Source organism: Nocardia sp. NPDC058058, assembly GCF_042885355.1.
Classification (GTDB): domain Bacteria; phylum Actinomycetota; class Actinomycetes; order Mycobacteriales; family Mycobacteriaceae; genus Nocardia.
This window is the reverse complement of record NZ_JBHVSA010000006.1, coordinates 308,432-334,415: the sequence shown is the minus strand read 5'-3', so window position 1 is coordinate 334,415 and position 25,984 is coordinate 308,432. Positions and strand designations below refer to the sequence as shown.

24 protein-coding genes are annotated in these 25,984 nt (G+C 67.3%); 13 read left to right on the top strand and 11 right to left on the bottom strand.

The features are described from left to right. Positions 1–70: 70 nt before the first annotated feature. Complete coding sequence (locus tag ACFVUS_RS42400; RefSeq protein WP_387780745.1) at positions 71–310, bottom strand: hypothetical protein; 240 nt, start codon at positions 308–310, stop codon at positions 71–73. Between the two features lie 210 nt (positions 311–520). On the opposite strand from ACFVUS_RS42400, the gene ACFVUS_RS42395 reads away from it, so the two are divergent. Then, positions 521–1,141 (top strand): TIGR03086 family metal-binding protein, encoded by a 621-nt coding sequence (locus ACFVUS_RS42395; RefSeq protein ID WP_387780742.1) that lies wholly within the window; start codon positions 521–523, stop codon positions 1,139–1,141. Here the strand turns inward: ACFVUS_RS42395 and glgB are convergent. The 3 genes from glgB to ACFVUS_RS42380 form a co-directional block, all read right to left on the bottom strand. Beyond that, the gene (glgB, locus tag ACFVUS_RS42390) at positions 1,109–3,301 is read right to left on the bottom strand and encodes a 1,4-alpha-glucan branching protein GlgB (protein ID WP_387780739.1); all 2,193 of its coding nucleotides are present in this window, start codon (positions 3,299–3,301) and stop codon (positions 1,109–1,111) included. The two genes, ACFVUS_RS42395 and glgB, sit on opposite strands and share 33 nt — an antisense overlap. Further along, positions 3,301–5,301 carry a maltotransferase domain-containing protein gene (locus tag ACFVUS_RS42385; protein ID WP_387780736.1) on the bottom strand — a complete coding sequence of 667 codons (2,001 nt, stop codon included), beginning with the start codon at positions 5,299–5,301 and terminating at the stop codon, positions 3,301–3,303. Before ACFVUS_RS42385 ends, glgB begins: the two co-directional genes overlap by 1 nt. A 77-nt stretch (positions 5,302–5,378) precedes the next feature. Further along, positions 5,379–6,029 carry a PaaI family thioesterase gene (locus ACFVUS_RS42380; RefSeq protein WP_387780733.1) on the bottom strand — a complete coding sequence of 217 codons (651 nt, stop codon included), beginning with the start codon at positions 6,027–6,029 and terminating at the stop codon, positions 5,379–5,381. 127 nt (positions 6,030–6,156) lie between these two features. Here ACFVUS_RS42380 and glgP point away from each other — a divergent pair, with 127 nt between their 5' ends. Beyond that, a complete protein-coding gene (glgP, locus tag ACFVUS_RS42375) occupies positions 6,157–8,724 on the top strand; it encodes an alpha-glucan family phosphorylase (protein ID WP_387780730.1) in 2,568 nt (855 codons plus the stop codon). Here the strand turns inward: glgP and ACFVUS_RS42370 are convergent. Further along, on the bottom strand, positions 8,721–10,775 hold the full coding sequence (locus ACFVUS_RS42370) for an AMP-binding protein (RefSeq protein ID WP_387780727.1): 2,055 nt from the start codon (positions 10,773–10,775) through the stop codon (positions 8,721–8,723). The genes glgP and ACFVUS_RS42370 overlap by 4 nt on opposite strands. A 269-nt stretch (positions 10,776–11,044) precedes the next feature. Here ACFVUS_RS42370 and ACFVUS_RS42365 point away from each other — a divergent pair, with 269 nt between their 5' ends. Beyond that, entirely contained in the window at positions 11,045–12,406 is a 1,362-nt protein-coding gene (locus ACFVUS_RS42365; protein WP_387780724.1) for an NCS2 family permease, read from the top strand. 150 nt (positions 12,407–12,556) lie between these two features. On the opposite strand, the gene ACFVUS_RS42360 is transcribed toward ACFVUS_RS42365, so the two are convergent. The 3 genes from ACFVUS_RS42360 to ACFVUS_RS42350 all read right to left on the bottom strand — a co-directional run bounded on the left by ACFVUS_RS42360 (position 12,557) and on the right by ACFVUS_RS42350 (position 16,753). Next, positions 12,557–14,620 (bottom strand): ATP-dependent DNA helicase, encoded by a 2,064-nt coding sequence (locus ACFVUS_RS42360; protein WP_387780722.1) that lies wholly within the window; start codon positions 14,618–14,620, stop codon positions 12,557–12,559. Between the two features lie 87 nt (positions 14,621–14,707). Beyond that, a complete protein-coding gene (locus ACFVUS_RS42355; protein ID WP_387780719.1) occupies positions 14,708–15,277 on the bottom strand; it encodes an isochorismatase family protein in 570 nt (189 codons plus the stop codon). Positions 15,278–15,436: 159 nt separating this feature from the next. Further along, positions 15,437–16,753 (bottom strand): nicotinate phosphoribosyltransferase, encoded by a 1,317-nt coding sequence (locus ACFVUS_RS42350; RefSeq protein ID WP_387780716.1) that lies wholly within the window; start codon positions 16,751–16,753, stop codon positions 15,437–15,439. 337 nt (positions 16,754–17,090) lie between these two features. Here ACFVUS_RS42350 and clpS point away from each other — a divergent pair, with 337 nt between their 5' ends. The 10 genes from clpS (at position 17,091) to rdgB (ending at position 24,060) form a co-directional block, all read left to right on the top strand. Further along, the gene (gene clpS, locus ACFVUS_RS42345) at positions 17,091–17,366 is read left to right on the top strand and encodes an ATP-dependent Clp protease adapter ClpS (protein ID WP_375956124.1); all 276 of its coding nucleotides are present in this window, start codon (positions 17,091–17,093) and stop codon (positions 17,364–17,366) included. Positions 17,367–17,388: 22 nt separating this feature from the next. Continuing rightward, a complete protein-coding gene (locus ACFVUS_RS42340) occupies positions 17,389–17,958 on the top strand; it encodes a DUF2017 domain-containing protein (RefSeq protein WP_387780713.1) in 570 nt (189 codons plus the stop codon). Positions 17,959–18,015: 57 nt separating this feature from the next. Next, positions 18,016–19,077 (top strand): P1 family peptidase, encoded by a 1,062-nt coding sequence (locus ACFVUS_RS42335; RefSeq protein ID WP_387780710.1) that lies wholly within the window; start codon positions 18,016–18,018, stop codon positions 19,075–19,077. A gap of 126 nt (positions 19,078–19,203) precedes the next feature. Further along, positions 19,204–19,653 carry a Mov34/MPN/PAD-1 family protein gene (locus ACFVUS_RS42330; RefSeq protein WP_387780707.1) on the top strand — a complete coding sequence of 150 codons (450 nt, stop codon included), beginning with the start codon at positions 19,204–19,206 and terminating at the stop codon, positions 19,651–19,653. A 33-nt stretch (positions 19,654–19,686) separates the two neighbouring features. Further along, a complete protein-coding gene (locus tag ACFVUS_RS42325) occupies positions 19,687–19,965 on the top strand; it encodes a MoaD/ThiS family protein (protein ID WP_387780704.1) in 279 nt (92 codons plus the stop codon). 2 nt (positions 19,966–19,967) lie between these two features. Beyond that, positions 19,968–20,930, top strand: coding sequence for a cysteine synthase (locus ACFVUS_RS42320; protein WP_387780701.1), 963 nt, complete (start codon positions 19,968–19,970; stop codon positions 20,928–20,930). Positions 20,931–21,051: 121 nt separating this feature from the next. Then, the gene (locus ACFVUS_RS42315; protein WP_387780698.1) at positions 21,052–21,753 is read left to right on the top strand and encodes a rhomboid family intramembrane serine protease; all 702 of its coding nucleotides are present in this window, start codon (positions 21,052–21,054) and stop codon (positions 21,751–21,753) included. A gap of 74 nt (positions 21,754–21,827) precedes the next feature. After that, positions 21,828–22,592: a cyclic nucleotide-degrading phosphodiesterase gene (locus ACFVUS_RS42310; RefSeq protein ID WP_387780800.1), complete on the top strand. Its 765-nt coding sequence runs from the start codon at positions 21,828–21,830 to the stop codon at positions 22,590–22,592. Between the two features lie 86 nt (positions 22,593–22,678). Continuing rightward, positions 22,679–23,452, top strand: a complete 774-nt coding sequence (rph, locus tag ACFVUS_RS42305) for a ribonuclease PH (RefSeq protein ID WP_387780695.1) — start codon at positions 22,679–22,681, stop codon at positions 23,450–23,452. Further along, the gene (rdgB, locus tag ACFVUS_RS42300) at positions 23,452–24,060 is read left to right on the top strand and encodes an RdgB/HAM1 family non-canonical purine NTP pyrophosphatase (RefSeq protein ID WP_387780693.1); all 609 of its coding nucleotides are present in this window, start codon (positions 23,452–23,454) and stop codon (positions 24,058–24,060) included. The genes rph and rdgB overlap by 1 nt, the downstream gene beginning before the upstream one ends. Before the next feature lie 82 nt (positions 24,061–24,142). Here the strand turns inward: rdgB and ACFVUS_RS42295 are convergent, their stop codons facing one another. From ACFVUS_RS42295 to ACFVUS_RS42285, 3 genes are all read right to left on the bottom strand, one after another. After that, the gene (locus tag ACFVUS_RS42295; RefSeq protein WP_387780691.1) at positions 24,143–24,550 is read right to left on the bottom strand and encodes a DUF3817 domain-containing protein; all 408 of its coding nucleotides are present in this window, start codon (positions 24,548–24,550) and stop codon (positions 24,143–24,145) included. Then, positions 24,547–25,008: a transcriptional regulator gene (locus ACFVUS_RS42290; protein WP_387780689.1), complete on the bottom strand. Its 462-nt coding sequence runs from the start codon at positions 25,006–25,008 to the stop codon at positions 24,547–24,549. Before ACFVUS_RS42290 ends, ACFVUS_RS42295 begins: the two co-directional genes overlap by 4 nt. 72 nt (positions 25,009–25,080) lie before the next feature. Then, the gene (locus ACFVUS_RS42285; RefSeq protein ID WP_387780686.1) at positions 25,081–25,956 is read right to left on the bottom strand and encodes an oxidoreductase; all 876 of its coding nucleotides are present in this window, start codon (positions 25,954–25,956) and stop codon (positions 25,081–25,083) included. Between the last annotated feature and the right edge of the window lie 28 nt (positions 25,957–25,984).

Sequence of the window (25,984 nt, the reverse complement as noted above, 5' to 3'; positions counted from 1 at the left end):
CGGCAGGGGCGCGGTCGTTTTCACCGTAGTGCGGTATCCCCGGCCGTAGGGTCGCCGGGGAGCGGCGCGACTACTTGGCCGGGTCGGCCGGGGTGGTGGCGGGCTTGCTGCCGAGGCTGCCGGTCAGCGTCTCCAGCAGCTTGGGCAGCAGCGAGGAGGAGCCGGTGGTGCCGGTGGGGTCCGGCTCGCCCGGGGCGACCACGGGGGAGGCGGAGACCGCGGGGGCCTCAGCGGAGGCCATGCCGGCGCCGGAGCCGATGATGGCGGTCGCGGCGGCACCGATGAGCATGGCAGTTCCGAGCTTCTTCATGCAGATTCATTCCTCTTCAAAGGTTTGCGATTAATTGGCGGCGCCGCCTCGCCAAGTCCACTACAGCGCAAGATGATTCGGCAGCCCGAATAGTTCGGGGCACAGAATCGTGTAACGCGTTCCAGATGCCCGGACTTCTGTGGGGTTGACCGCTTGGAGTAGATCGCCTACGGGGTAGCCAAGTTCGGAAAAATTAGTAAGCTGATGCTTATGATTTCGAATTACGACGAACTGCTCGCGGCCGGACCCGAGCTACTGTCTCTCGATGCCCGTGCGGTGCGCGCCAGCATCGACGTGGTCGCCCAGCTGTCCGGCGCCGATCTGGACGCCCCCACCCCGTGCGCCGGGTGGGCACTGCGGGATCTGTTGGAGCACCTGATCATTCAGCATTACGGCTTCGCCGCCGCCTCGCGCGGCGAGGGCGATCTCGCGCTCTGGAAACCGATTCCGCTGGGCCCGGACCCGATCGCGGAGTACCGCGCCGCGGCCGAGCATGTGCTGACCGCCTTCGCCGATCCGGGCGCACTGGACCGGAGCTTCCCGCTACCCGAGATCCGGGACGGCATCGTCATTCCTGGCACGCTCGCGGTCAGCTTCCATTTCGTCGACTACGTGGTGCATTCCTGGGATGTGGCAAGGACTTTGGGCGTGAGCGTCGACTTCGACGCGGATGTGCTCGCGGCGGCACTGGTGGTCGCGCGGGGCGTGCCGGGTGGGGAGGCGCGCACCCAGCCGGGGGCGTCCTTCGCGCCCGAGATCGTGCTGCCGGACGGTTCCGGGCTCGATCAGGTGCTCGCGCTACTGGGCCGCTCGCCGAGCTGGCCGCACTGATTCGGCGGGCGGCGCGGTCGGCACCAGCCACAGTCCGCTGCTGGGCGGCAGCGTGATGACCGCGGACGCCGGGCGGCCGTGCCAGGTCTCCGCGGTCGCGGTGACCGCGCCCAGATTCCCGATGCCGTTGCCGCCGTACGCGATCGCATCGGTATTGAGGACCTCGCGCCACTCACCGGTGCCGGGCAGCCCGATGCGATAGTCGCGATGTTCGGTCCCGGAGAAGTTGTAGACGCACGCCAGGATCGAGCCGTCCACGCCGTAGCGCAGGAAGGACAGCACATTGTTATCGCGATCGTCGGCGTCGATCCAGGAGTAGCCGCCGGGTGAGGTGTCCTGGCTCCACAGCGCGGGCGTGCCGCGATAGCGCTGGTTCAGATCCCGCACCAGGGTGTGGATGCCTTGGTGCAGTGGGTTTTCCAGCTCGTACCAGTCCAGTCCGCGATCGTGATCCCATTCCCGGAACTGCCCGAACTCCTGCCCCATGAACAACAGCTGCTTACCGGGATGCGCCCACATGTAGGCGAGCAGCGCGCGCACACCGCTGGCCTTGGTGAAATCGTCGCCGGGCATGCGGGTCCACAGTGTGCCCTTGCCGTGCACCACCTCGTCATGGCTGATGGGCAGCACGTAGTTCTCACTCCAGGCGTAGGTGAGCGAGAAGGTGATCTCGTTGTGGTGCCAGGTGCGGTGCACGGGATCATGTTTCAGGTATCCGAGGGTGTCGTGCATCCAGCCCATATTCCACTTCATGGTGAAGCCGAGGCCGCCGACTTCGGTGGGGCGGGTGACCCCGGGCCAGGTGGTGGATTCCTCGGCGATGGTGACCACGCCGGGATGGTGCTTGTGCACGGTGGCGTTCATTTCCTGTAGGAACGCGACGGCTTCCAGATTCTCCCGGCCGCCGTGGATATTCGGTTCCCAGTCGGGGCGGGAGTAGTCGAGGTAGAGCATGGAGGCGACCGCGTCCACGCGCAGGCCGTCGATATGGAATTCCTCGATCCAGTAGCGCGCGTTGGCGACCAGGAAGTTGCGCACCTCGTGCCGTCCGAAGTCGAAAACGTAGGTGCCCCAGTCGAGTTGCTCGCCGCGCCGGGGGTCGGGGTGTTCGTACAGCGCGGTGCCGTCGAAGCGCGCGAGCGCCCATTCGTCGCGCGGGAAGTGCGCGGGCACCCAGTCGAGCAGTACGCCGATGCCGTTGCGGTGCAGGTGATCCACGAACCAGCGGAAGTCGTCGGGGCTGCCGAAGCGGGCGGTGGGGGCGTAGTAGGAGGTGACCTGGTACCCCCAGGATCCGCCGAAGGGATGCTCCGCGATCGGCAGCAGTTCGACATGGGTGAAGCCCTGGGCGGCAACGTATTCGGCGAGTTGTTCGGCCATTTCGCGGTAGCCGAGTCCGGGTCGCCAGGAGCCCAGGTGCACCTCGTACGCGCTCATGGGGGAGCGGGTGGGATCGTGCGCGTCGCGGGCGCGCAGCCATTCGGCGTCACCCCAGACATGGGTGCTCTCGGTGACGACGGACGCTGTGGCGGGCGGGATTTCGGTGCCGAACGCGAACGGATCGGCGTGGTCCACGATGCGCCCGTCGGCCCCGTGCACCCGGTACTTGTATTTGGCCCCGGCCTCGATTCCGGGCAGGAATACCTCCCATACGCCGGAGTCGCCGAGCCGGCGCATGGGTGCGGTATGCCCGCTCCATCCGTCGAAATCGCCGATGACCGCGATCCCGCGCGCGTTCGGCGCCCACACCGCGAAGGCGGTGCCGGTCACCTCGCCGTCGAGGGTGGTGTAGCGCCGGGGGTGCGCGCCGAGCACATCCCAGAGTCGTTCGTGCCGTCCCTCGCCGAGCAGGTGCAGGTCGAGTTCGCCGAGGCCGGGCAGGAAGCGGTAGCCGTCGGCGTCGATCACGGTGCGCCCGCCCGGATAGGACGTCACGATCCGGTAGTCCCACAGTTCCGGAAACGGCACGGTGCCTTCGAATATCCCGTGGTCGAGGTGTTCGAGCGGATGATCGTCCGGGCCGATGCGCGCCGCGACGGTCTCCGCGTGCGGGCGCAGCACCCGGATGACGGTGCCGTCCGGATGCGGGTGCGCGCCGAGCACGGTGTGCGGGTCGGGGTGCGTTCCGGCGGCGAGCAGCAGCAGATCGCGCCGGTTCATCAGAAGTTTCTTCGATGTGCGAGTTCGGTGCGGACGGCGGCGGGGACCGGCGGCAGCACGAGAATGTGCGCGACCGCGCGAGAGGGGTCCAGGCGCACGAAATTGTGCTGGCCCCAATGGTATTCCTCGCCGCTGATCTCGTCGAACACCACCGGGCGGTCATGCCATTCGCGGCCGATGGCTGGCAGATCGAGCGAGATGTGACCCTGTTCGGGACCGTACGGATTGAGGTTCACCACCACCAGGACGGCGTCACCGGTGCTCGGGTCGAACTTCGAGAAGGCAAGCAGCGCATCGCTGTCGGTGCCGTGGAAGTGAATGCAGCGCAGCTGTTGCAAAGCGGGATGCGCGCGCCGGATCTCGTTGAGCCGGGTGATCCACGGTTCCAGCGATTCCCCGCGCGCGGCGGCCTCGGCGTAGGGGCGGGGCCGCAGTTCGTATTTCTCGGAGTCGAGGTATTCCTCGCTACCGGGTTGTGCCGCTTGATGTTCGAAGAGTTCGAAGCCCGAGTACACACCCCAGGTGGGTCCGAGGGTGGCGGCCAGCACGGCGCGAATGGCGAACATGCCGGGTCCGCCGTGCTGCAACGTCTCGTGCAGGATGTCCGGGGTGTTCACGAACAGGTTGGGCCGGGCCTCATCGGCCTTGGCCGCCAATTCCCGGCCGAATTCCTCGAATTCGTGCTTGTGCACCCGCCAGGTGAAATACGTATAGGACTGGGTGAAGCCGCGCCGGGCCAGGCCGTAGAGCCGGGCGGGGCGGGTGAACGCCTCGGACAGGAAGATGATCTCGGGGTTGGTGCGGCGCACCTGTGCGATCAGCCACTCCCAGAAGTCGGCGGGCTTGGTGTGCGGGTTGTCGACGCGGAAGATGGTGACGCCCAGCCCGATCCAGTGCCGGACCACGCGCAGCACCTCGGCGTACAGGCCGTCCGGATCATTGTCGAAATTGACCGGGTAGATGTCCTGGTACTTCTTGGGCGGGTTCTCCGCGAAGGCGATGGTGCCGTCCGGCAGGGTGGTGAACCATTCGGGATGCGCGGTGACCCAGGGGTGATCGGGTGCGCACTGCAATGCCAGGTCCAGTGCCACCTCCATCCCCAATTCCCGTGCGGATTCCACGAATTCGCTGAAGTCGGCCGCATCGCCCAGCGCCGGGTGGATGGCGTCGTGCCCGCCCGCGGCGGAGCCGATGGCCCACGGTGAGCCCACATCACCGGGTGCGGCGGTCAGAGAGTTGTTGCGCCCCTTACGATTCACCGTGCCGATGGGGTGGATGGGCGGCAGGTACACCACATCGAATCCCATGGCGGCGATGCGCGGCAGGTCCTTCGAGGCGGTGGCGAAGGTGCCGTGCACGGGCGTGCCCTGCGCATCGCGGCCGCCGGTGGAGCGCGGGAAGAATTCGTACCAGGCCCCGTACAGGGCGCGCTGTCGTTCCACCAGCACCGAGAACTGCGGTCCCTGCGTCACCAGCTCGCGAAGCGGTGTGGCACGCAGGATTTCGCTCACCTCGGCGCTGAACGCCGGGCCGACCCGGGCGGGCAGTTGGGCGTCGCCGCGCAGTGCGGCGGCCGCCGCGCGCAATGCCTCCCACTGCTTCTTCGGCACCGACTGTGCGGCCCGTTCCAGCAGTCGCGCCCCGATCTCCAGGTCATTGGCCAGATCGATCGCGCTCTGTCCGACCGCGAGTTTTGCCTCCACGGCCGAGCGCCAGGTGGCGAGCGGATCGCTCCACCCCTCGATGCGATAGGTCCACAGTCCCGGTTTCCCGGGCGTGAAAACCGCGTTGAAGACATCGGGCTGATAGTCCGGCGTCATGCGAATGCGCTGCGACCGCGAGGATCCGGGCGCTTTCACCGCGAGCGTGGCGGCCACGGCGTCATGTCCCTCGCGCCACACCACGGTGCGCACCGGGAACACCTCCCCGACGACGGCCTTCGCCGGCCGACCGCCGGGTATCGCGGGGGCGGTGTCATCGATGGCGATGCGGCCGGTCACCCGTTCGAACTTACCGGGTGCCGTGCCCGCGTGATGTCCCGCCGCCGAGGTGTCGCCGCCGCGACGCGCGTATATGGCTACTGCTGGCCCGGCTTGAGCATCAGGAACAGGCCGTTGGCTTCGGCGCACAGGCGCTCGCCGTCGTGCAGGGTGGCGCGGACGAAGACCTTGCGGCCCTCCACCCGCTCGACCCAGCCGTGCACCGCCAGTTCGGTGTTCAGCGGCGTGATGGAGCGGTAGTCGACGTGCAGGTACGCGGTGCGGGTGACGGCGCGGGTGTGCACGGCCGCGGTCATGCCGAGCAGATCGTCGAAGCCGAGGGCGATATGCCCGCCGTGCGCCGCGCCGTTACCGCCGAGATGGAAGGTGCGGAAGGTGATTCGCGCCCGCACGCCCTCGCGGTCGGCCTGATCCACCAGGTACGGCGGCAGCGTGAGATTGCCGCGCGCGGGCAGATCGGTGCGGTGCCAGCTGGGCGCGGACCATTCGTCGGTGACGACCTCGTCGAGACGCTCATTGAGCTTCTTCAATTCGGCGATGGCCTCGAGGGCGATCTCATCGGTGGGGCTGGCCAGGCGCACCCGGTCCATCAGGCCGCGCACCTGCTCGATGAATTCGCCGTAGTGGGGGCCGCCCTTGCTGTTGTCCCGGCCCAGTTCCGCGATCGGCCGGAATCCGCCCTCATGGTGCTCCTGGGACGGAGGTGTCTCGACCTGCTGCTCGCTCATGAGAACACGTTATCGGTTGCCACCGGAATGCTCTCCGCTGGGCTGTGCATATTGCATATCGGTGCGTAGGCGCAGGCAATCCCGCACAGCGCAGCGCGGGGAAAACCGTCCCGGTAGGGTTTTGTGGGTGAAGGCATTGCGTCGATTCACCGTTCGCGCCCATCTGCCCGAGCGGCTCTCCGCGCTGACCGAGCTGGCGACCAATCTGCGATGGTCCTGGCACGGGCCGACGCAGGATGTGTTCGCCGAGCTCGATCCCGCCCTGTGGGTGGACCTCGGGCGTGATCCGGTGCGCATGCTCGGGGAGGTGCCCGCCGAACGGCTCGACGAATTGGCCGCGGACGCGGCGTACACCCGCCGGGTGGATGCGGCCGCCGCCGATCTGGCCGATTACCTGGCCCGCCCGCGCTGGTTCCAGCGGCAGGAGCAGGGGCCGAAGGGGATCGCCTACTTCTCGATGGAGTTCGGCGTCACCGAGGTGCTGCCCAACTATTCGGGCGGACTCGGGATTCTCGCGGGCGACCATCTCAAGGCCGCCTCGGATCTGGGCCTGCCGTTGATCGGTGTCGGGCTGCTGTACCGGTCCGGATACTTCCGGCAGTCGCTGACCGCGGACGGCTGGCAGTCCGAGCACTATCCGGCACTGGATCCGCAGGGTCTGCCGCTGCGACTGCTCACCGACGGTGGCGCACCGGTGCTGATCCACGTGGCCATGCCCGAGGGCCGGGTGCTGCGGGTGCGGGTGTGGATCGCGCAGGTGGGGCGAATTCCGCTGCTGCTGCTGGATTCCGATATCGCCGACAATGATCCGGAACTGCGCGCGGTCACCGATCGGCTGTACGGCGGTGATCAGGATCACCGCATCAAACAGGAGATCCTGGCCGGTATCGGCGGGGTGCGGGCGGTGCGCGCCTACACCCGCGCGTACGGCCTGCCCGATCCCGATGTGTTCCATATGAACGAGGGCCACGCGGGTTTTCTCGGCATCGAGCGCATTCGCGAATTCATGGTCGCCGGAATGGATTTCGACGCCGCGCTGACGGCGGTGCGGGCCGGAACCGTATTCACCACGCACACCCCGGTCCCGGCCGGTATCGACCGGTTCGCGGGCGCGCTGGTGCGCCGGTATTTCGGCGGCGCGCACGGTGAGCGGGAATCGCTTGTGCTGCCGGGTGTTTCGGTGGATCGCATTCTCGCCATGGGCCGAGAGGCCGATCCGTCGGTCTTCAATATGGCGCATCTCGGATTGCGACTCGCCCAGCGCGCCAACGGTGTATCGAAACTGCACGGTGAGGTCAGCCGCGATATGTTCGCGCCGCTGTGGCCGGGCTTCGACGCCTCCGAGGTGCCGATCGGTTCGGTCACCAATGGCGTGCACGCGCCCACCTGGGCCGCGCGCGAATGGATTGACAAGGCCCGCGAACTCATCGGCGATGAACTCGTCGAGGAGGCGCGCGGCTGGGAACGGCTCTGCGATGTGGACCTGCGCGAGCTGTGGTCGACCCGGAACGCCTTGCGCGGCATCCTCGTCGACGAGGTGCGCCGCCGGGTGCACGCGTCCTGGTTGGAGCGCGGCGCGGCCCCGGCCGAACTGGGCTGGATCGACGACGTCTTCGATCCGAAGGTGCTGACCGTCGGTTTCGCCCGCCGGGTGCCGACCTACAAGCGGCTCACGCTGATGCTGCGCGATCCGGATCGCCTGCGCGCCCTGCTGCTCGACCCCGAACGTCCGGTGCAGTTGGTCGTCGCCGGTAAATCGCATCCGGCCGATGACGGCGGTAAGGCGCTCATCCAGCAGATCGTGCGCTTCGCCGACGATCCGGAGGTGCGGCACCGCATCGTCTTCCTGCCCAACTACGACATGTCCATGGCCCGGTACCTGTACTGGGGATGCGATGTGTGGCTGAACAATCCGCTGCGGCCGCTGGAAGCGTGCGGCACCTCGGGCATGAAGTCGGCGCTCAACGGCGGGCTCAACCTCTCCATCCGCGACGGTTGGTGGGATGAGATGTACGACGGCGAGAACGGCTGGGCCATCCCTACCGCCGACGGCGTGCGCGATGACCACCGGCGCGATGATCTGGAAGCCTCCGCGCTCTACGAATTGCTGGAACGCGCTGTGCTGCCGCGTTTCTACGACCGCGATCACGATGATCTGCCAGTGCGCTGGATGGAGATGGTGCGGCACACGCTCCAGACACTCGGCCCCAAGGTGCTGGCCTCGCGCATGGTGCGCGATTACGCCGTCGACTACTACACCCCGGCGGCCGCGGCCTATACGGCGGTGTCGCAGAACGACTTCAAGGGTGCGCGGGACCTGTCCGAGTATCGCCGCCGTATCGAATCCGCCTGGCCGACGGTGCGGGTGGTGCAGGTGGACAGCTCCGGCCTGCCCGATATCCCGGTCATCGGCGCGGATCTGGCGTTGCGCGCCCGCATCGATCTGGGCGGCCTGACGCCCGCCGATGTCAGCGTGCAGGCGGTGCTGGGCCGGGTCTCGACCTCGGACGATCTCTCCGATGTGCACACCATGCCCATGACGCACACCGGAACCGACTCCGGCACAGAGGTTTTCACCATCGAAACCCCGGTGCCGCTGTCGGGCGCGGTGGGCTACACGATTCGGGTGCTCCCGAGTCACCCGCTGCTCGCGTCGGAGGCCGAGTTCGGTTTGGTGGCGACGCCCAGCCCCTAAGTCGCCTGTCCCAGTGTGCGTTTGAGGATCTTCCCGGTCGCGTTGCGCGGCAGCGCGTCCAGGAAGGTCACATCGCGCGGTACCGAGAATCGGCTCACCCGGTGCCGGATGTAATTGCGCACCATCTCCGAATCGAGCCCGGAGCCGGGCCGTTTGACCACGAAAGCCGCCAGCCGCTGGCCGAATTCGTGATCCGGCACCCCCACCACCGCGACCTCGCTCACCTGCGGCAGATGCGAGAGCGCCTCCTCCACCGAGCGCGGGAAGACGTTCTCACCGCCGGAGATGATCATCTCGTCATCGCGTCCGGCCACGAACAGTTTCCCGGCGGCGTCCAGGTACCCGATATCGCCGGTGTCGAGCATGCCGTGCGCCTCGGCGGGCGGGGTGGCATCGGTGTAGCCGTCGAAGAGCATGTGATTGCCGACGAAGATGCGGCCCGTCTCACCGACCGGCAGAATCCGCTGATCCGGTCCCAGCACACCGATTTTCGTGCCCAGCGGCGGCCGCCCGGCGGTGGTGGGGGACATGCGCAGATCGGCCGGATCGGCGATGCTGGCCCAGGACACCTCGGTGGAGCCGTACACGTTGTAGAGGATGTCCCCGAAGGTGTCCAGGAAACGCAGCACGGTCGCGCCCGCCAGCGGAGCCCCGCAGCTGGCAACGACTTTCAGGCTGGACAGGTCATAGCGCGCCCGCACGTGTTCGGGCAGATCGAGAATGCGGTTCACCATGACCGGCACCACGATCAGCGCGGTCACCCGGTGTTCGGCGATCCGCCGCAAACAGTCCTCCGCGTCGAAGCGGTCATTGAGCACCAGGGTGGCGCGAATGGCGGTGGAGATCTGTAGCGCCGCCAGCCCCCAGGTGTGGAACAGCGGTGACGGAATCAGCATGGTCTCGTTGACGCCGAACGGAATTCGCGACAGCAGCGCCGCCACCGTCCCGAAACCCTTGGGATGCGGTCGTCGTGCGCCCTTGGGCGTGCCGCTGGTGCCGGAGGTGAGCACGATCAGCCGCCCCGGCCGCGACGGCTTCTTGGCCGTCAGATTGCGCATCGAGATGAGGTCCTCGATGGTGGTGCGCCCCGGTTCGGGCGGCCGGTCATCGGTGGTGAAGCGCGGCAGATCCGCGGGCAGATACCGCACCAGATGCTCGAATTCGCTGTCCACGAACAGCGCCGAGAGCGCGTGCCGGTGCACGATCTCCTCGATCTGGCGGGCGGGCAGTCCGGTATTGAGCAGTACCGCGTCCGCGCCGGACTTGCCCGCCGCCACCATGGCCTCGACCATGCCGGTGTGATTGCGGCAGAGCAGTCCGATCGCGGTGCCGGAGCCGAAGCCGAGCGCACCCATCGCGCCCGCCAAAGCGGTACTGCGCGAGTGCAATTGCTCGAAGGTGCTGGAGTACCGATCGTCCAGCACGGCGAGCCGGCCGGGGGAGTGCGCCGCCGCGGCCGCGTATCCGCCCGCCAGGCTGAACCCCCATTTGGCCAGGCTGCCGATCTGTTTGAGCCCCACATCGGGGCGGTAGGTGCGCACCACCCCGGAGGCCACCATCTGCTTGGCGACGCCCGCCTGGAGTTTCATCGGCGAATCCTCGCCATTGACGATGACGGCGGTCGGCGCGCCGGTGATCAGTTCGACCGCGCGTTTGAGCCCGGCGTGCGTCCAGGACACCGCCGCCGCGTTGGGCAGCTGTGCGGCCAGCGGATGCACCAGCGCCGCTTTGAAATAGGTGACGGACACCCGCGTCTTATCGCCGACCTCGCGCAGCCGTACGGCCGCGAAGCTGCCGGTGGCGGCGCAGTGCAGTTCGAAGTTCTCGTATTCGCGGCCCAGGCGCAGCTGCACCTCGAGCGTGCGGACTTCCTGCCCGACCCCGCCGATACGCAGGGTCAGGGTGGGGTATTCCGCGGCCGCGTCACGCTCCTCGCAGGCGCCGACACCTCGGAAGAGCCTGGGGTAGGACTGTGGCTCGACGAGCACATCCCAGAGTGATTTGCGAGTGATCGCGAACTCGGCGATCGCATCGATGACATCGGTAACCACGCGTTTGCAATTCTCGTCCGCCGGTTCGAATCCCTCACTCCCGGATTACGTATTTGTAACGTCCCAGACAGTCGTGCGCAAGGTTTTCTAATTACCGGTGAGTAATTAGACTATTTGCTTGGTAATAGCGCGGAAGTTGCCACAAAACCAAGAGTGAGGCAGGTGTGCTTGCCTGCGATTCGCCGGGCCGGTTGAACATCCGGCGAACAGGACAAGTACGGTGCCCAGGGCACCTCTCTGACCTCCCGCCGACTGGAGACCACACACCAATGAGCAGCGACGTCCGCACGCGCACCAAGGGGCGCGTCGACGCGTACTTCGGCATCAGCGAGCACGGCTCGACCGTCAAGCGCGAGCTCATGGCCGGAACCATCACCTTCCTGGCCATGTCGTATGTGCTCGCGGTCAACCCGGCCATCCTCGGCGATCACGGCGTGCTCGGCGACAAGGGCATGCCGACGCAGGCGGTCTTCACCGCCACCGCCGTCGCGGCGGTCGTGGGCACGCTGGTGATGGGCATCTGGGCCAAGTATCCGGTGGCGCTCGCGCCCGGTATGGGGCTCAATGCCTTCTTCGCCTACACGGTCATCCTGAATATGGGAATCCCGTGGCAGGAGGCGCTTTCGGGCACCTTGCTCTCGGGCATCATCTTCTTCATTCTCGCCATCACCAAGGTCCGCGAGAAGATCATCGACGCCATCCCGTTGCAGATGAAACTGGCGGTCGGCGCCGGTATCGGCATGTTCGTGGCCTTCCTGGGCCTGAAGAACGCGGGCATCGTGGTGGCCAGCGACGCGACCTTCGTGCACCTGGGCGACTTCCACAAGGGCACAACGCTATTGGCGCTGTTCGGGCTGCTGGTGACGGTCGTCTTCCTGGTGCTGGGCTGGCACGGCGCGGTGCTCTACGGCATCCTGTCCACCACCATCCTGGGCATTGTCTGCGGACTGGTGGAATTGCCGAATTCCATTGCGGCACTGCCGCACGGGCTGGACAAGACCTTCGGCCAGGCCGTCATCCATCTGCCGGACGCGTTCACCGGACAGATGATCATCGTGGTGCTCACCATGCTGTTCGTCGACTTCTTCGACGCCTCCGGCACTTTGATCGGTGTGGCGAATCAGGCCGGGCTGCTCACCAAGGAGGGCAAGCTGGAGCGCGCCGGACAGGCGCTGGCGGCCGATTCGGTCGGCACCGCGGCGGGCGCGATCATCGGCACCTCCACCACCACCGCGTATGTGGAATCGACGGCGGGTGTGTCGGCGGGCGGGCGCACCGGTTTGACCGCGGTGTCCACGGCGGGCTGGTTCCTGCTCGCCATGTTCCTGTTCCCGTTGTTCGCGGTGGTCGCGGATGTGCCGTCGGTGACGGCTCCGGCGCTCATCGTGGTCGGCGTGCTGATGTCCCGCGCGCTCGGCGATATCGACTGGAGCCGTTTGGAATACGCGGTTCCGGCGTTCATCACGGTGATCATGATGCCGCTGACCTATTCGATCGCGAACGGCATTGCCATGGGCCTGCTGTTCTATCCGATCGTCATGGTGGCCAAGCGTCGCTGGCGCGAAGTGCATCCGGTGATGTGGGTGCTCATGGCGGTGTTCTTGTCGTACTTCTGGTTCCTGGCCGAATAGTCGGGCCGGGGGCGGTTTGTGGTCCCCGCGCCGCGTGCAGGGCTTGGCGCGGGGACAATGACACTTCGATGTGGGAATTGGGGGGTCCACCGGAGTATCGCAAGCCAATTTACTTCTGTTCGGAAGTATGAACCACCCGTGTGACTGTTCTCACACGGGTGTTTTCGTCTCCGAAACACTCTGTGTCAAACGCGCCAAAGCCTTTGTCACCACTTGTGGATCGGACGTTTCCCAATAGGGCGGCAGTGACGCTCGCAGATATCCGCCATAGCGCGCGGTCGCCAGACGTGAATCCAGAATAGCGATTACACCGCGATCGTCCACGCTGCGCAGCAGTCGTCCGGTGCCCTGCGCCAGCAGCAGCGCCGCGTGATTGGCGGCGACCGAGAGAAAACCATTGCCGCCCCGCGATTCCACCGCGCGCTGCCGCGCGATCAACAGCGGATCATCCGGGCGCGGGAACGGAATGCGGTCCAGGATAACCAGACTCAGCGACGGGCCGGGAACGTCCACGCCCTGCCACAGCGAAAGTGTGCCGAACAGTGAGGTTTCCGGATCGTCGGCGAATTTCTTCACCAGTGCGCCGGTGGCGTCATCGCCCTGGCACAGCACCGGGGTGTCCAGGCGCTCGCGCAGAATCTCGGTGGCCGCCTTGGCCGCTCGCATGGAGGAGAACAGGCCCAGGGTGCGGCCGTTGGCGGCGGTGATCAATCGTTCGATCTCGTCCAGATACGCGGTGGGCAGGCCGTCGCGGCCGGGGGCGGGCAAATGCTTTGCCACATAGAGGATTCCGGATTTGGCGTGATCGAACGGGGAACCCACGTCCACCGAATTCCAGCGCAGTTTCGCAGCGTCGGAAGGGGTTTCCTTACCGCTGGCCAGTGCCGGATCGACCTGGGCGGCGGATTGGGGCGGCAGGCCCCAGGTGACCGCCAGATTGTCGAACGAGCCGCCGATCTGGAGCGTGGCCGAGGTCAAAACCACTGTGGCGGTGCCGAACAGCTGGCTGCGCAGCAAGCCGCCCACCGACAGCGGGGCCATGTGCAGGGTGCGGCGCGGGACGCCGCGCATCTCGTCCACCGAGAGCCAGATGACATCTCGGTGCGCGGCCGGATCCGGTTCCTCGTAGGTGGTGAGCACGCGCACTGCGGCATCGTGCACCTCCTCGATGGCGGCCAGCGCCTGATTGCGCAGCGCCGCGCCCTCGGGATCCGCCTGTGCGCTGTTCGCGCCCTGCGGTGCGAGTGCGGTGCGGGCATTCCACGCCGCATCGCGGATCAACGCCAAAACCGGTGCGGCACCGTCGGGTAGGCGATCCCAGCGGCCGGGATTCAGTTCGTCGAGCAGCGTGTGCCAGGCCTCCGCCGCGCCTTCGAGCCGGTCCACTTCCTGCTCGTCGATCAGCTTGGTGCAGCGCTTGGCGGCGGCGCTGATCGCGGCCGTGGACAGCTCCGCGGTGGCCACGCCGGTGACCCGGTCGACGAGTTCGTGCGCCTCGTCGATGACGACCACATCGTGTTCGGGCAGCACCTGGATGCCGCTGATGGCATCGATGGCCAGCAGCGCGTGATTGGTGACCACCACATCGGCGGCCCCGGACTCCGCGCGCGCCTTCTCCGCGAAGCAGTCCTGCCCGAAGGAGCAGCGCGACTTACCAAGGCATTCACGGGAACTCACGCTCACCTGCCGCCAGGCCTGATCGCTGACGCCGGGTGTGAGCTCGTCCCGATCGCCCTTCTCGGTATCGGAGACCCACTCGTGCAGCCGCTGTACCTCGCGCCCCAGTCGCGAGACCGCGAAGGCGTCGAACAATTCCGCCTCGGCGGGCTCGTCCGGAATCGCGCTATTGATCTTGTTCAAGCACAGATAGTTGTTGCGCCCCTTGAGGATCGCGAACTCCGCGACCCGCCCCAGCGGTTCGGCCAGCGCCTGACTCAAGCGCGGCAGATCCCGATCCACCAGCTGCCGCTGCAATGCGATGGTCGCCGTCGACACCACCACGGTCCGCCCCGTCCGCACCGCGTGCCGCAGGCTCGGAACCAGATACGCCAGCGACTTACCGGTACCCGTTCCGGCCTGAACGGCCAGGTGTTCCCCGGTATCGATGGAATGCGCCACCGCCGCGGCCATCGTCTGCTGTCCCTTGCGCTCTTTACCCCCCAGCGCCTCGACAGCAGTGGCCAATAGCTTCGGGACCGGTGGGAGTTCAGGCACGGCGGCCAGGGTACTGCGCGCCGCCGACAACCCGCGCGCAAACCTCGGTGTGCCGGACGATATGGCGCGTGCTAGCCGGGTAGCTACTCACTTCTCCAGCGTGCCCGCGAGGTCCACCCCGGAGGAGCGCAGCGTGTCGAGGGCGGTGCGCACGGTCGCGGGCGTGACGGCCGCCGTGAGCCCGAGCAGGACGCGGGTGTCGAAGCCCGCCGCGCGGGCGTCCAGGGCGGTGGCGCGGACGCAATGATCGGTGGCGATGCCCACCACGTCCACCGCGTCGATGGCGTGCGCGCGCAGCCAGTCCGCGAGGCCGGTGGAACCGTCCGACGCGGTGCCCTCGAACCCGGAGTAGGCGGCGGTGTACGCGCCCTTGGAGAAGACCTCCTGAATCGGCGCGGTATCGAGCGCCGGATGGAACTCCGCCCCCGGCGTGCCGACCCGGCAGTGCGGCGGCCAGGTGTCCACGTAATCCGGGGTGTCGGAGAAATGCGCGCCGGGATCGATGTGGAAATCGCGGGTAGCCACCACGGCGGTGTAATCCGAGACCCCCAGGTACCGGGTGATCCGCTCGGCCACCGCCGCTCCGCCCGCGACGGCGAGCGATCCGCCTTCGCAGAAATCGTTCTGTACGTCGACGACGATCAAGGCTCGGCTCATGGCAACCTCCCGTGGATGAACCGCGACGGTTCGATGCTCGTATTGCATTGTGCCGCCCGCTGGTCAGCGTGGTCCACGCGCGGTCGGCGGACGCCATTCTCGACGCTCGAGCCCCTCCTCGCGCGTCGAGACATGGCGGCCCGCACCGCCCGGCAGCCGCTAGGCGGTGAGGAAGGTGGTCGGGATCGCGGGTTCGCCGGCCGAGAGTTTCAGGCCCTCCCAGGGGAGGCTGATCAGGCCCTGGGCGACCAGTTCGCGGCTCTGCTGCAGGGTGGGCTGGTCGGGCAGGATGTCGCCGCCTCGGACGAGGGGGGTTTGCAGATCGCGGATCTGGAAGCCGTTGGGTTCGGGATGGGGTGCGGAAGCGGGGTAGACGATTTCCTCCACGACCGTTCCGGTGCTGCGGGACAGGCGCACGGCCTTCTTGGTGCCGCCGCGAGATTCCTTGTGGGAGCTGCGTTTCGCGACCGGGACGCCTTCGACCTCGACGAGTTTGTAGACCATTCCGGCGGTGGGCGCACCGGATCCGGTGACCAGCGCGGTGCCGACGCCGTAGACGTCCACCGGTTCGGCGCGCAGCGAGGCGATGGCGTATTCGTCGAGATCGCCGGACACCACGATCCGGGTCTTCACCGCGCCGAGCGCGTTCAGCTGTTCGCGCACCTGGCGGGCCAGCACTCCCAGATCACCGGAATCGATTCGCACGCCGCCCAATTCGGGTCCGGCGACCTCGATGGCGGTGGCGACGCCGCGGGTGATGTCGAAGGTGTCCACCAGCAGTGTGGTGCCGACGCCGAGCGCGGCGATCTGGCTGCGGAACGCGTCGGCCTCGTGCTCACCGTCGGATCCGCTGTGCAGCAACGTGAACGCGTGCGCGCTGGTGCCCGCGCCGGGAACACCGAAGCTGCGCACGGCCTCCAGGTTCGAGGTGGCGTCCAGGCCCGCGAGATACGCGGCGCGCGATGCCGAGGGCGCGGCCAGCTCATGCGTTCGGCGCGAACCCATTTCGATCATCCGCCGTCCACCGGCGGCGCTCACCATGCGCGCGGCGGCCGCGGCGATGGCGCTGTCGTGGTTGTAGATCGACAGCGCGAGTGTCTCCAGCAGCACGCATTCGGCGAAGGTGCCGCGCACGGTCAGGATGGGCGAGCCGGGGAAGTACAGCTCGCCCTCGCGATAGCCGTCGATATCCCCGCTGAACCGGTAGTCCCGCAGCCACGTCACGGTGTCCGCGTCCAGGAACTTCGACACGATGGCGAGTTCGGGCTCCCCGAAACGGAATTCGCGCAGTGCGGCCAGCAGTCGCCCGGTTCCCGCCACGACGCCGTACCGCCTGCCGTGCGGCAATCGCCGGGCGAATACCTCGAACGTGCAGCGCCGATGCGCGGATCCATCGGCCAGTGCGGCGGCGAGCATGGTCAGCTCGTATTGGTCGGTCAGTAGCGCCGTGCTCTTGACTCCGTCAACGATCGTCACGATCACACTGTAGGTCGAGAGATCGCTCAGATGGTTCACACCCGTGTTCGCGGCCCGTCCCGGTTCTGGACTGACGGAGCGGGGGAGCGAAGCGGAGGAGCGGAGGAGGGAAGGTTCGGGACTTTCGGGGCCGCGAACCGCGTCCGGAGCGTAGCGGAGGGCGCAGAGTAGCACCTCTGTTGTTTCTTCGGGGTCGAGTCGTACCCTGGACGTTATGGGTCTGTGCAGAGAGGACGCTGTCCGGATTGCCGCCGGGACGGGCGGCGCGAATGGGACGGTGTCAGCGGCACAATCGACGTTATCCACAGCCGAGGTAGTGCTCGGCGCGTCGCAGGCCATGCCCGAGGCTGTCGAGTACACCGAAATCCTCGAAGCCGAGGACCGCCCGTGGGTGACGGTCGTTTGGGACGATCCGGTCAACCTCATGCACTACGTGACGTACATCTTCCAAAAGCTGTTCGGCTATAGCAAAGCCAAGGCAACCGAACTCATGCTCCAGGTGCACAACGAGGGCAAAGCCGCGGTCTCCTCCGGTTCGCGCGACAAGATGGAACACGATGTGCAGCGCCTGCACGCGGCCGGACTATGGGCCACCATGCAGCGTGACCAGTGACCCGGGCGACTACGGTAGGCCCGTGCGGAAGTGGAGCAGGAAGAACTCCCTGGGCGGGTTGAAACTCCGTTCGGAAATGGACGCCCACGAGGCGGAGGTACTGCGCTCGCTGGTGGGCGCGGTGACCGGATTACTCACCGATCGAGCCCGTTCGGCCCCCGAGGACGATCTGGCCGCGCTCACCGGGTTACAGCTGGGCAACTCCACCCCGCCGGATGATCCGCGACTGGCCCGGCTGCTCCCGGACTTTCACCGCAGCGAACCCGGTTCCCCCGACGCCGACCGCGCCGATATGAACAGCGCGCTGCGCAGCCTGCACGAACCGGACATCATCGAAACCAAGGTGTCCGCCGGACTGGTCATCCTGGAAACCCTCCCGCCGCAGGGCGGCAAGGTGGTCATCACCCCGGAGCAGGCCGAACACTGGCTCACCGCGCTCAATGACGTCCGCCTGGCGCTGGGCACCGCGCTCGATATCAGCGCCGATATGCCGGACCAATTGGACGAGGACGATCCGCGCGCCCCGAGCCTGGACGTCTATCACTGGCTCACCTGGATGCAGGACTCCCTGCTGCAAGCGCTCATGCCGTAATCGCGCCCCCGCCGCGCACATTCGGCGCGGCCACCCTCGCCTTCGGAGGTGCATTTCGTGAACAACATTGCGGGACCGAACAATTCGATCACCGATGTGGCGGGGGTGCTGGTCGGGCACGAACATCGCATCGATGCGAACGCCACCCTCGGCACCGGCGCGGCCACCGGGTGCACGGTGCTGCGCGTCCCCGGTGGCGCGACCGCGTCGGTGGATGTGCGCGGCGGCGGACCGGGCACCCGGGAAACCGATCTGCTCGATCCCGGCAATACCGTGCGCCAGGTGCATGCGGTATTGCTCACCGGCGGAAGCGCTTACGGCCTCGCTGCCGCCGACGGCGTGATGCGCTGGCTGGAGGAGCACGGCGAAGGCATCCCGATGGATCCGGCCGATCCGTCGCGCGTGGTGCCCATCGTTCCCGGTGCGGTGATCTTCGATCTGCCGGTGGGCGCGTGGGACATTCGCCCGGACGCCGATTTCGGCTTTCTCGCGAGCGACACCGCCGCAACGGATTTCGCGCGCGGCTCGGTGGGCGCGGGCGCGGGGGCGCGCGCCGGTTCCATCAAGGGCGGCGTCGGCACCGCCTCGGTCCGCTTCACCGACGGCCCGGCCGCCGGAATCACGGTGGGCGCGTTGATCGTCGCTAACCCGGTCGGCTCGGTCTTCGATCCGCGCACCGGATTGCCGTGGGGCACGGGCACGGACGGCCCCGAGCATTTCGGCCTGCGCCCGGTAGCGGCGGACAAACTCGCTGCCGCCAACGCCCTGCCGGTCAAGAGCACCGTCCTGAACACCACCATCGGCGTGGTCGCCACCGATGCCGCGCTGGACCCCTCGGCCTGCCGCCGCCTGGCCACCACCGCCCACGACGGCCTGGCCCGGGCTATCCGCCCGGCGCACTCACCGCTGGACGGTGACACCCTGTTCGCCCTGGCCACCGGCGCGGTCGACCCCGCGCCCGCCTTCCCGCTGCCCCCGGCCTTCCCCGCCGACCTGCTGCTGCTCGACGAGCTCTGTACCGCCGCGGCGGTCTGTGTGGAACGCGCCATAGTCGACGCCATCCTGTCCGCCACCTCGGTGGCCGGAATCCCTTCCTACGCGGAGCTTTTCGGCGATTAGCGTCATGCGCACCGGGTGTCGCCGGTCACTCGCGCCGCAGCGGGCGCGGGGGTGTGATCCCGATCGCGGGGAATAGGTGAATATCCTGACCTGTTGAGGGCAGCGGTAAAGGGAAGGATTCGAACTGTGCTGGTGATCAGGGCCGATCTCGTGGAGGCAATGGTCGCGCACGCGCGCGCCGATCATCCCGATGAGGCGTGCGGTGTCATCGCCGGTCCCGAGGGTTCGGATCGTCCGGAGCGTTTCGTGGCCATGCTGAACGCCGAACGCTCGCCCACCTTCTACCGCTTCGATTCCGGTGAGCAATTGCGCGTCTGGCGCGCGATGGACGACGCCGATGAGGAGCCGGTGGTCATCTACCACTCGCATACCGCCACCGAGGCGTACCCGAGCCGCACCGATATCTCCTACGCGTCCGAGCCGAACGCGCATTACGTGTTGATCTCCACCCGCGCTGCCGACGCGCACGAGCTGCGCAGCTACCGCATCCTCGAAGGCGTGGTCACCGAGGAGCCGATCGAGATCGTCCCCGCCTACTCCGGCACCGGGTCGGATACCGAATCCGCCGACGCCTGAACATCTTCCGCCGGAAACAGCAAGGAGTCCCCAATGCCGGTCACCGTCTCCATTCCCACCATCATGCGCACCCTCACCGGCGGTGAGAAGCGCGTACAGGCCGAGGGCGCGACCCTGGCCGAACTCATCGACAACCTGGAGGCCAATCACACCGGCCTCAAGGAGCGCCTGCTCAAGGACGGCAAGCTCAACCGGTACGTGAACATCTACGTCGACGACGAGGATGTGCGCTTCACCGGTGGTCTGGCGGCCGAGGTGCCCGCGGGCGGCACCGTCACCATCCTCCCGGCGGTCGCCGGCGGTTCCCGCTAACCGTGGCGCGCTACGAGTCGCTGATCGCGACGCTCGGCGATACGCCCCTGGTCGGCCTGAAGAACCTGTCCCCGCGCTGGGACGGTGACAACCACGTCCGCCTGTGGGCCAAACTCGAGGACCGCAATCCGACGGGTTCGATCAAGGATCGCCCGGCGCTGCGCATGATCGAACAGGCCGAGGCCGAGGGCAAACTCACCCCCGGCTGCACCATCCTGGAGCCCACCAGCGGCAATACCGGCATCTCGCTGGCGATGGCCGCGAAACTCAAGGGCTATCAACTGGTCTGCGTCATGCCGGAGAACACCTCGGTGGAACGCCGTCAGCTGCTGACCATGTTCGGTGCGCGCATCATCGACTCGCCTGCCGCGGGCGGCTCCAATCAGGCTGTGGCACTGGCCAAGCAGATCGCCGCCGAGCATCCGGACTGGGTGATGCTCTACCAGTACGGCAATCCGGCGAACGCGCTCGCGCACTACGAGACCACCGGCCCGGAGATCCTGGCCGACCTCCCCGAGATCACGCATTTCGTGGCGGGCCTGGGCACCACCGGCACCCTGATGGGCACCGGCCGCTTCCTGCGCGAGAAGGTCCCGTCCATCGAGATCATCGCGGCCGAACCGCGCTACGGCGAACTCGTCTACGGCCTGCGCAATATCGACGAGGGTTTCATCCCCGAGCTGTACGACGCCTCGGTGCTGACCTCCCGCTTCTCGGTCGGCCCCTACGACGCGGTGCGCCGCACCCGCGAACTGGTGCTGGAAGAGGGCATCTTCGCGGGCGTCTCCACCGGTGCGATCCTGCACGCGGCCCTGGGCGTGGCCAAGAAGGCCGAAAAGGCGGGCGTCACAGCCGACATCGCCTTCGTGGTCGCCGACGGCGGCTGGAAATACCTGTCCACCGGCGCGTACGACGGCACCCTGGAAGAAGCCGAAGACCGCCTGGAGGGTCAACTCTGGGCCTGAGTGCTCGCCGCGCCGATCCCCGGGGGCGCTGATCGCTCGGGCTCGGTGATCGCGCGTGCGGGCCGCCGGGCGAGCGGCGGCGGTACGCTCGGGGCAGAGCTTGGCCTAGGAGGTACCGGCTATGGGCGGCAGCGGCGGCGTCGGCGCGTCATTCGATCCCGATCGGATCGCGCGACTGCGGGGTCAATTGACGAATCCCGGGGTCGCGGAGCGCGGGGGCAACGCGCTGAAGCTGCTGTGGCAGCGCGCGATTGCGATCATTCTCGCGTTTACCGCGTTCCTCTACGGGGTAGAAGGCGTCGACAGCGTCACCGGGCATCACCTCGACGCGGCGGGCGGTGTGAAGCCCCGTCAGGTCGACGGTTTGGACGGCATTCTGTTCGCCCCTGTGCTGCATGCGAATTGGCCGCATCTGATCGGTAATACGGTTCCGGTATTAGTGCTCGGCCTGCTGACCCTGCTGACCGGTATCGGCCGGGGCCTGGCGGCGACCGCCATCATCTGGGTGATCGCGGGGACCGGCACCTGGCTGATCGGCCAAAGCCACTCCGTTCACGTCGGCGCGTCGGTGCTCGTGTTCGGCTGGCTCACCTATCTGATCTCGCGCGGTGTGTTCGCCCGCAATGTGGTGCAGATCGCCATTGGCCTGGTGGTGGGGTTGCTGTATGGCTCGATTCTGTGGGGTGTACTGCCCGGACAGCCCGGAATCTCTTGGCAAGGGCATCTTTTCGGGGCGGTGGGTGGACTGGTTGCGGGGTGGGTACTCTCAGCGGATGAACGTCGTCATCGTCGCGGGGCCAACGCCGGCCGACTCGTGTCGTAAGGGTGACGGTGGACCCGGTCGGCGATTTGGGGGATCCCTCCTTGAGTGAGACAGCAGCGTGGCAGCATGGGGGAATGCGCCTCACCGTGATCGGGTGCTCGGGCAGCGTGTCCGGCCCGGATTCCCCGGCGTCGGGATACCTGCTCACCGGCCCGGATATGACTCCCACCGTCATCGATTTCGGTCCCGGAGTGCTGGGCGCGTTGCAGCGCTACCTGGATCCGGGCGAGGTGGATATCTTCCTCACCCATCTGCACGCCGATCACTGCCTGGATCTGCCCGGGCTGCTGGTGTGGCGGCGCTACCATCCGAATCCGCCCAGCGGTAAGGCCATCGTGTACGGGCCTTCGGATACATCGCTGCGCATCGGCAACGCCTCCGCCGAGATCGGCGGCGAGACCGACGACTGGTCCGATGTGATCGATATGCGGCAGTGGTCGGTGGGGGAGCCGATCCCGTTCGGTCCCGGCCATACCGTCGAGGCGCGCCGCATGTACCACCCGCCCGAGTCCTACGGCCTGCGCATCAATACCGCGGCCGGGCGCACCTTCGTCTACACCGGCGATACCGCCATCTGCCCCGAGGTCTACGACCTGGCGCGCGGCGCGGATGTGCTGCTGGCCGAGGCGTCCTGGACGCACGATCCGGCGAACCGGCCCCCGGGTATCCACCTCTCGGGCACCGAGGCGGGCATGATCGCCGCCGAGGCGGGCGTCGGCGAATTGCTACTCACCCATATTCCGCCGTGGACCTCGCGCGAAGATGTGATCGCCGAGGCGAAGGCCGTCTTCAGCGGTCCGGTGCACGCGGTATCCCCGGGCGAGACCTTCGACATCTGAGGCTCGTCCGCCCGTATTCATCGCACATGTCCGCGACCCGTATGGGCCGCGGACATGTTCGTTCCGTGCACTATTAGGCTGGGCCCGTGTCTAAACGAGCCGATGGCAGGGCGGATGACGAACTCCGCGAGGTAAAGATCACCCGTGGGTTCACCACGCATCCGGCGGGATCGGTGCTGGTGGAATTCGGCGGGACCCGCGTCATGTGCACCGCGAGCGTCACCGACGGGGTGCCGCCGTGGCGTCGCGATTCCGGATTGGGCTGGCTCACAGCCGAATACGCGATGCTGCCCGCCGCCACGCACACCCGTTCCGGGCGTGAATCGGTCAAGGGCAAGGTCGGCGGCCGCACCCAGGAGATCTCCCGGCTGATCGGGCGTTCGCTGCGGGCCTGCATCGATCTGTCCACCATCGGCGAGAACACCATCGCGGTCGACTGCGATGTGCTGCAGGCCGACGGCGGCACCCGCACCGCCGCCATCACCGGTGCGTACGTTGCGCTTTCGGATGCCATCACCTATCTGGCCGCGGCCGGGCAGCTGACCGATCCGCAGCCCATCTCCTGTGCCATCGCCGCGGTGAGCGTCGGCGTGGTGGACGGCCGGGTGCGCCTGGACCTGCCGTACGAGGAGGATTCGCGCGCCGAGGTCGATATGAACGTGGTCGCCACCGATACCGGCACCCTGGTCGAGATCCAGGGCACCGGTGAGGGCGCGACGTTCCCGCGCTCCACCCTGGACAAGATGCTCGATTCCGCGCTCGCGGGGTGCGAGCGCATCTTCCAGGTGCAGAAGGAAGCGCTGGCGCTGCCGTATCCGGGCGTGCTCCCGGAGCCGTCCGAGGGGAAGAAGAAGTCCTGATGTCCCGCCGCGTGCTGGTCGCCAGCCGAAATGCCAAGAAGCTCAACGAATTGCGCCGCATCCTCGATGAGGCCGGTATCGCGGGCGTCGAAATCGTGGGCCTGAACGACGTTCCGGAGTACGAGGAGGCCCCCGAGACCGGCGCGACCTTCGAGGAGAACGCCGTCGCCAAGGCGCGTGACGGTTTCGCGGCCACCGGATTGCCCTGTGTCGCAGACGATTCCGGTATCGCGGTGGACGCGCTCAACGGTATGCCCGGTGTGCTCTCGGCGCGCTGGTCCGGTACGCACGGCAATGACGAGGCCAATAACGCGCTGCTGCTGGCCCAGCTCGGCGATGTCCCGGACGAGCGCCGCGGCGCGAACTTCGTCTCGTCCTGCGCCCTGGTCGCCGACGGTGTCGAAGAGGTCGTGCGCGGGGAATGGCCGGGCGTCATCTCCCGGAATCCGGTGGGCGACGGCGGTTTCGGTTACGACCCGCTCTTCGTTCCGGAGGGCGGCACCGTCTCGGCGGCGCAGCTCACCCCGGCCGAGAAGGATGCGGCCTCCCATCGCGGCCGCGCCCTGCGCCAACTCCTCCCGGCCCTGAAAGCCTTGGCCGCCAACTGAATTGCCCGGGTAATCCCGGCAACTCCAGCAAGCGAACGCGCCCCCATCCATCGGATGGGGGCGCGTTCGTTGTGTGTGCGGCTCAGAGCCCGAAGGCGGCCTTCACCTCTTTGGTGCGCATGTGCTCGAACACGAAGGACAGGAACGGAATCGTGCCCGCCAGGCAGGTGAGCGCCGTGGTGACCGGCTTCCAGCGCGCCTTGATGCCCAGGTCGATGGTCATCACCAGGTACAGCATGTAGAAGATGCCGTGCACCTGACCGACGTAGAACAGCCAGTGCGGCGCGGTGCTGCTGTCCTCGAGCAGCAGGTACTTGTAGATCACCTCACCGGTGAGCACCAGCAGCCACAGACCGGTGATCCAGGCCAGGATTCGGTAGCGCAGCAGCGCGCCGCGAATCTTCTCGGGTGCGGCCGCACCGAGTGGCCGGGGCGCGAGGGTGTCCGCACCGGTCGCGACGGGGGCCTGGGAGTTGTCGCGCGCGGTCACCCGGCGCTCCTTTCGGGGTGGTTGCGCAGCCCGGCGTCCTGGATCTGCTGATCGAGATCGCTGGCGTGCAGTTCGGCCAGGTACCTGTTGTATTCGGCGGTCTGCGGATCATCCTGCGCGGCCGCCTTGGGCCGTTCGGGCAGCAGCCCGGCCGGAATCTCGCGCGGCGCCTGCGGCTTGGGCCGCTTGGGTCGCGGTGCGACCTCACCTTCGGCGACCGGTGCCGCGGCGTCGAACTCGGCTTCCAGTTCGGCGTCCTTCTCCAGTCGCACGAATCGGAAGTACGCCCACACCACGAATCCGGCGAACAGCGGCCACTGCAATGCGTAACCGAGGTTCTGTGCGGTGCCGGTGCCCGATTCGTAGCGCCCCCACTGCCACCAGCCCAGGCCCAGGCAGGCCACGAATGCCACGACCACGAACACGATCAGGGCCGGACGGCGTTGGGGAGCGGACACGACCTCCACGGTACCTGCCTACTACGGCCACCGTAGTAGGAGGTCCATCGCATTATCGGAAGCCGTTGATGCTCAGAACTTGTAGGTGACGCCCGTGAGCCGCTCGGATTCCTCCCACAGCCGACGCCACAGTTCGCGATCCTGGGACAGCTTGCTGGAGGGCGCGTGCTCGACCGGGCCCTTATTGCCCATCAGGCGGGCCGGACCCCAGTAGACGGTGGGATCGGCGTCGGGTTCGGTGGCGGCGAAGAGCGAGGAGTGCGCGGCCAGCGCGGGGGAGTGACCGACCAGGCGGACGAACGGCTTGGAGATGCGGTCCAGGGGAGTTTCGGTGCGGGCGAACAGATCCGTCGCCGAGACGCCGGGGTGCACGCCGTAGGACCGCTTGGCCGAACCGGCGGCGGTGAGGCGACGCTGCAATTCGCGCGCGAACATCAGGTTCGACAGCTTGGACTGCGCGTACGCGAGATTGCGCTGATACCTGCGGTTCTCGTAGTTGAGATCGTCGACCCACAGCTTGGGGGTCTGCTTGTGCGCGATGGAGGCGAGGGTGACGACCCGGTCGCCGATCTTGTCCAGCAGCAGCCCGGTGAGCGCGTAGTGCCCGAGATGGTTGACGCCCCACTGGGTTTCGAAGCCGTCCGCGGTGCGCGAGAACGGCACGTTCATCAGTCCGGCGTTATTGATCAGCACATCGAATTCGCCTTGGCTGTCCGCGAATTCGCGTACCGAGGCCAGGCTGGCCAGATCGAGTCCGGCGACCCGCACATCACCTTCGATGCCGTCGGCCACCTCCTGCGCCTTGGCGGTATTGCGGCAGGCCATGATGACGGTGGCGCCCTTGCTCGCCAGCACCTTGGTGGTCTGCTCGCCGATCCCGCCATTGGCTCCGGTGATCACGAACGTGCGCCCGGACTGGTCCGAGATTTCGCTTGGCTTCCATGCCATGGCTGTTGACCTCACAGGTTCGGCTTCG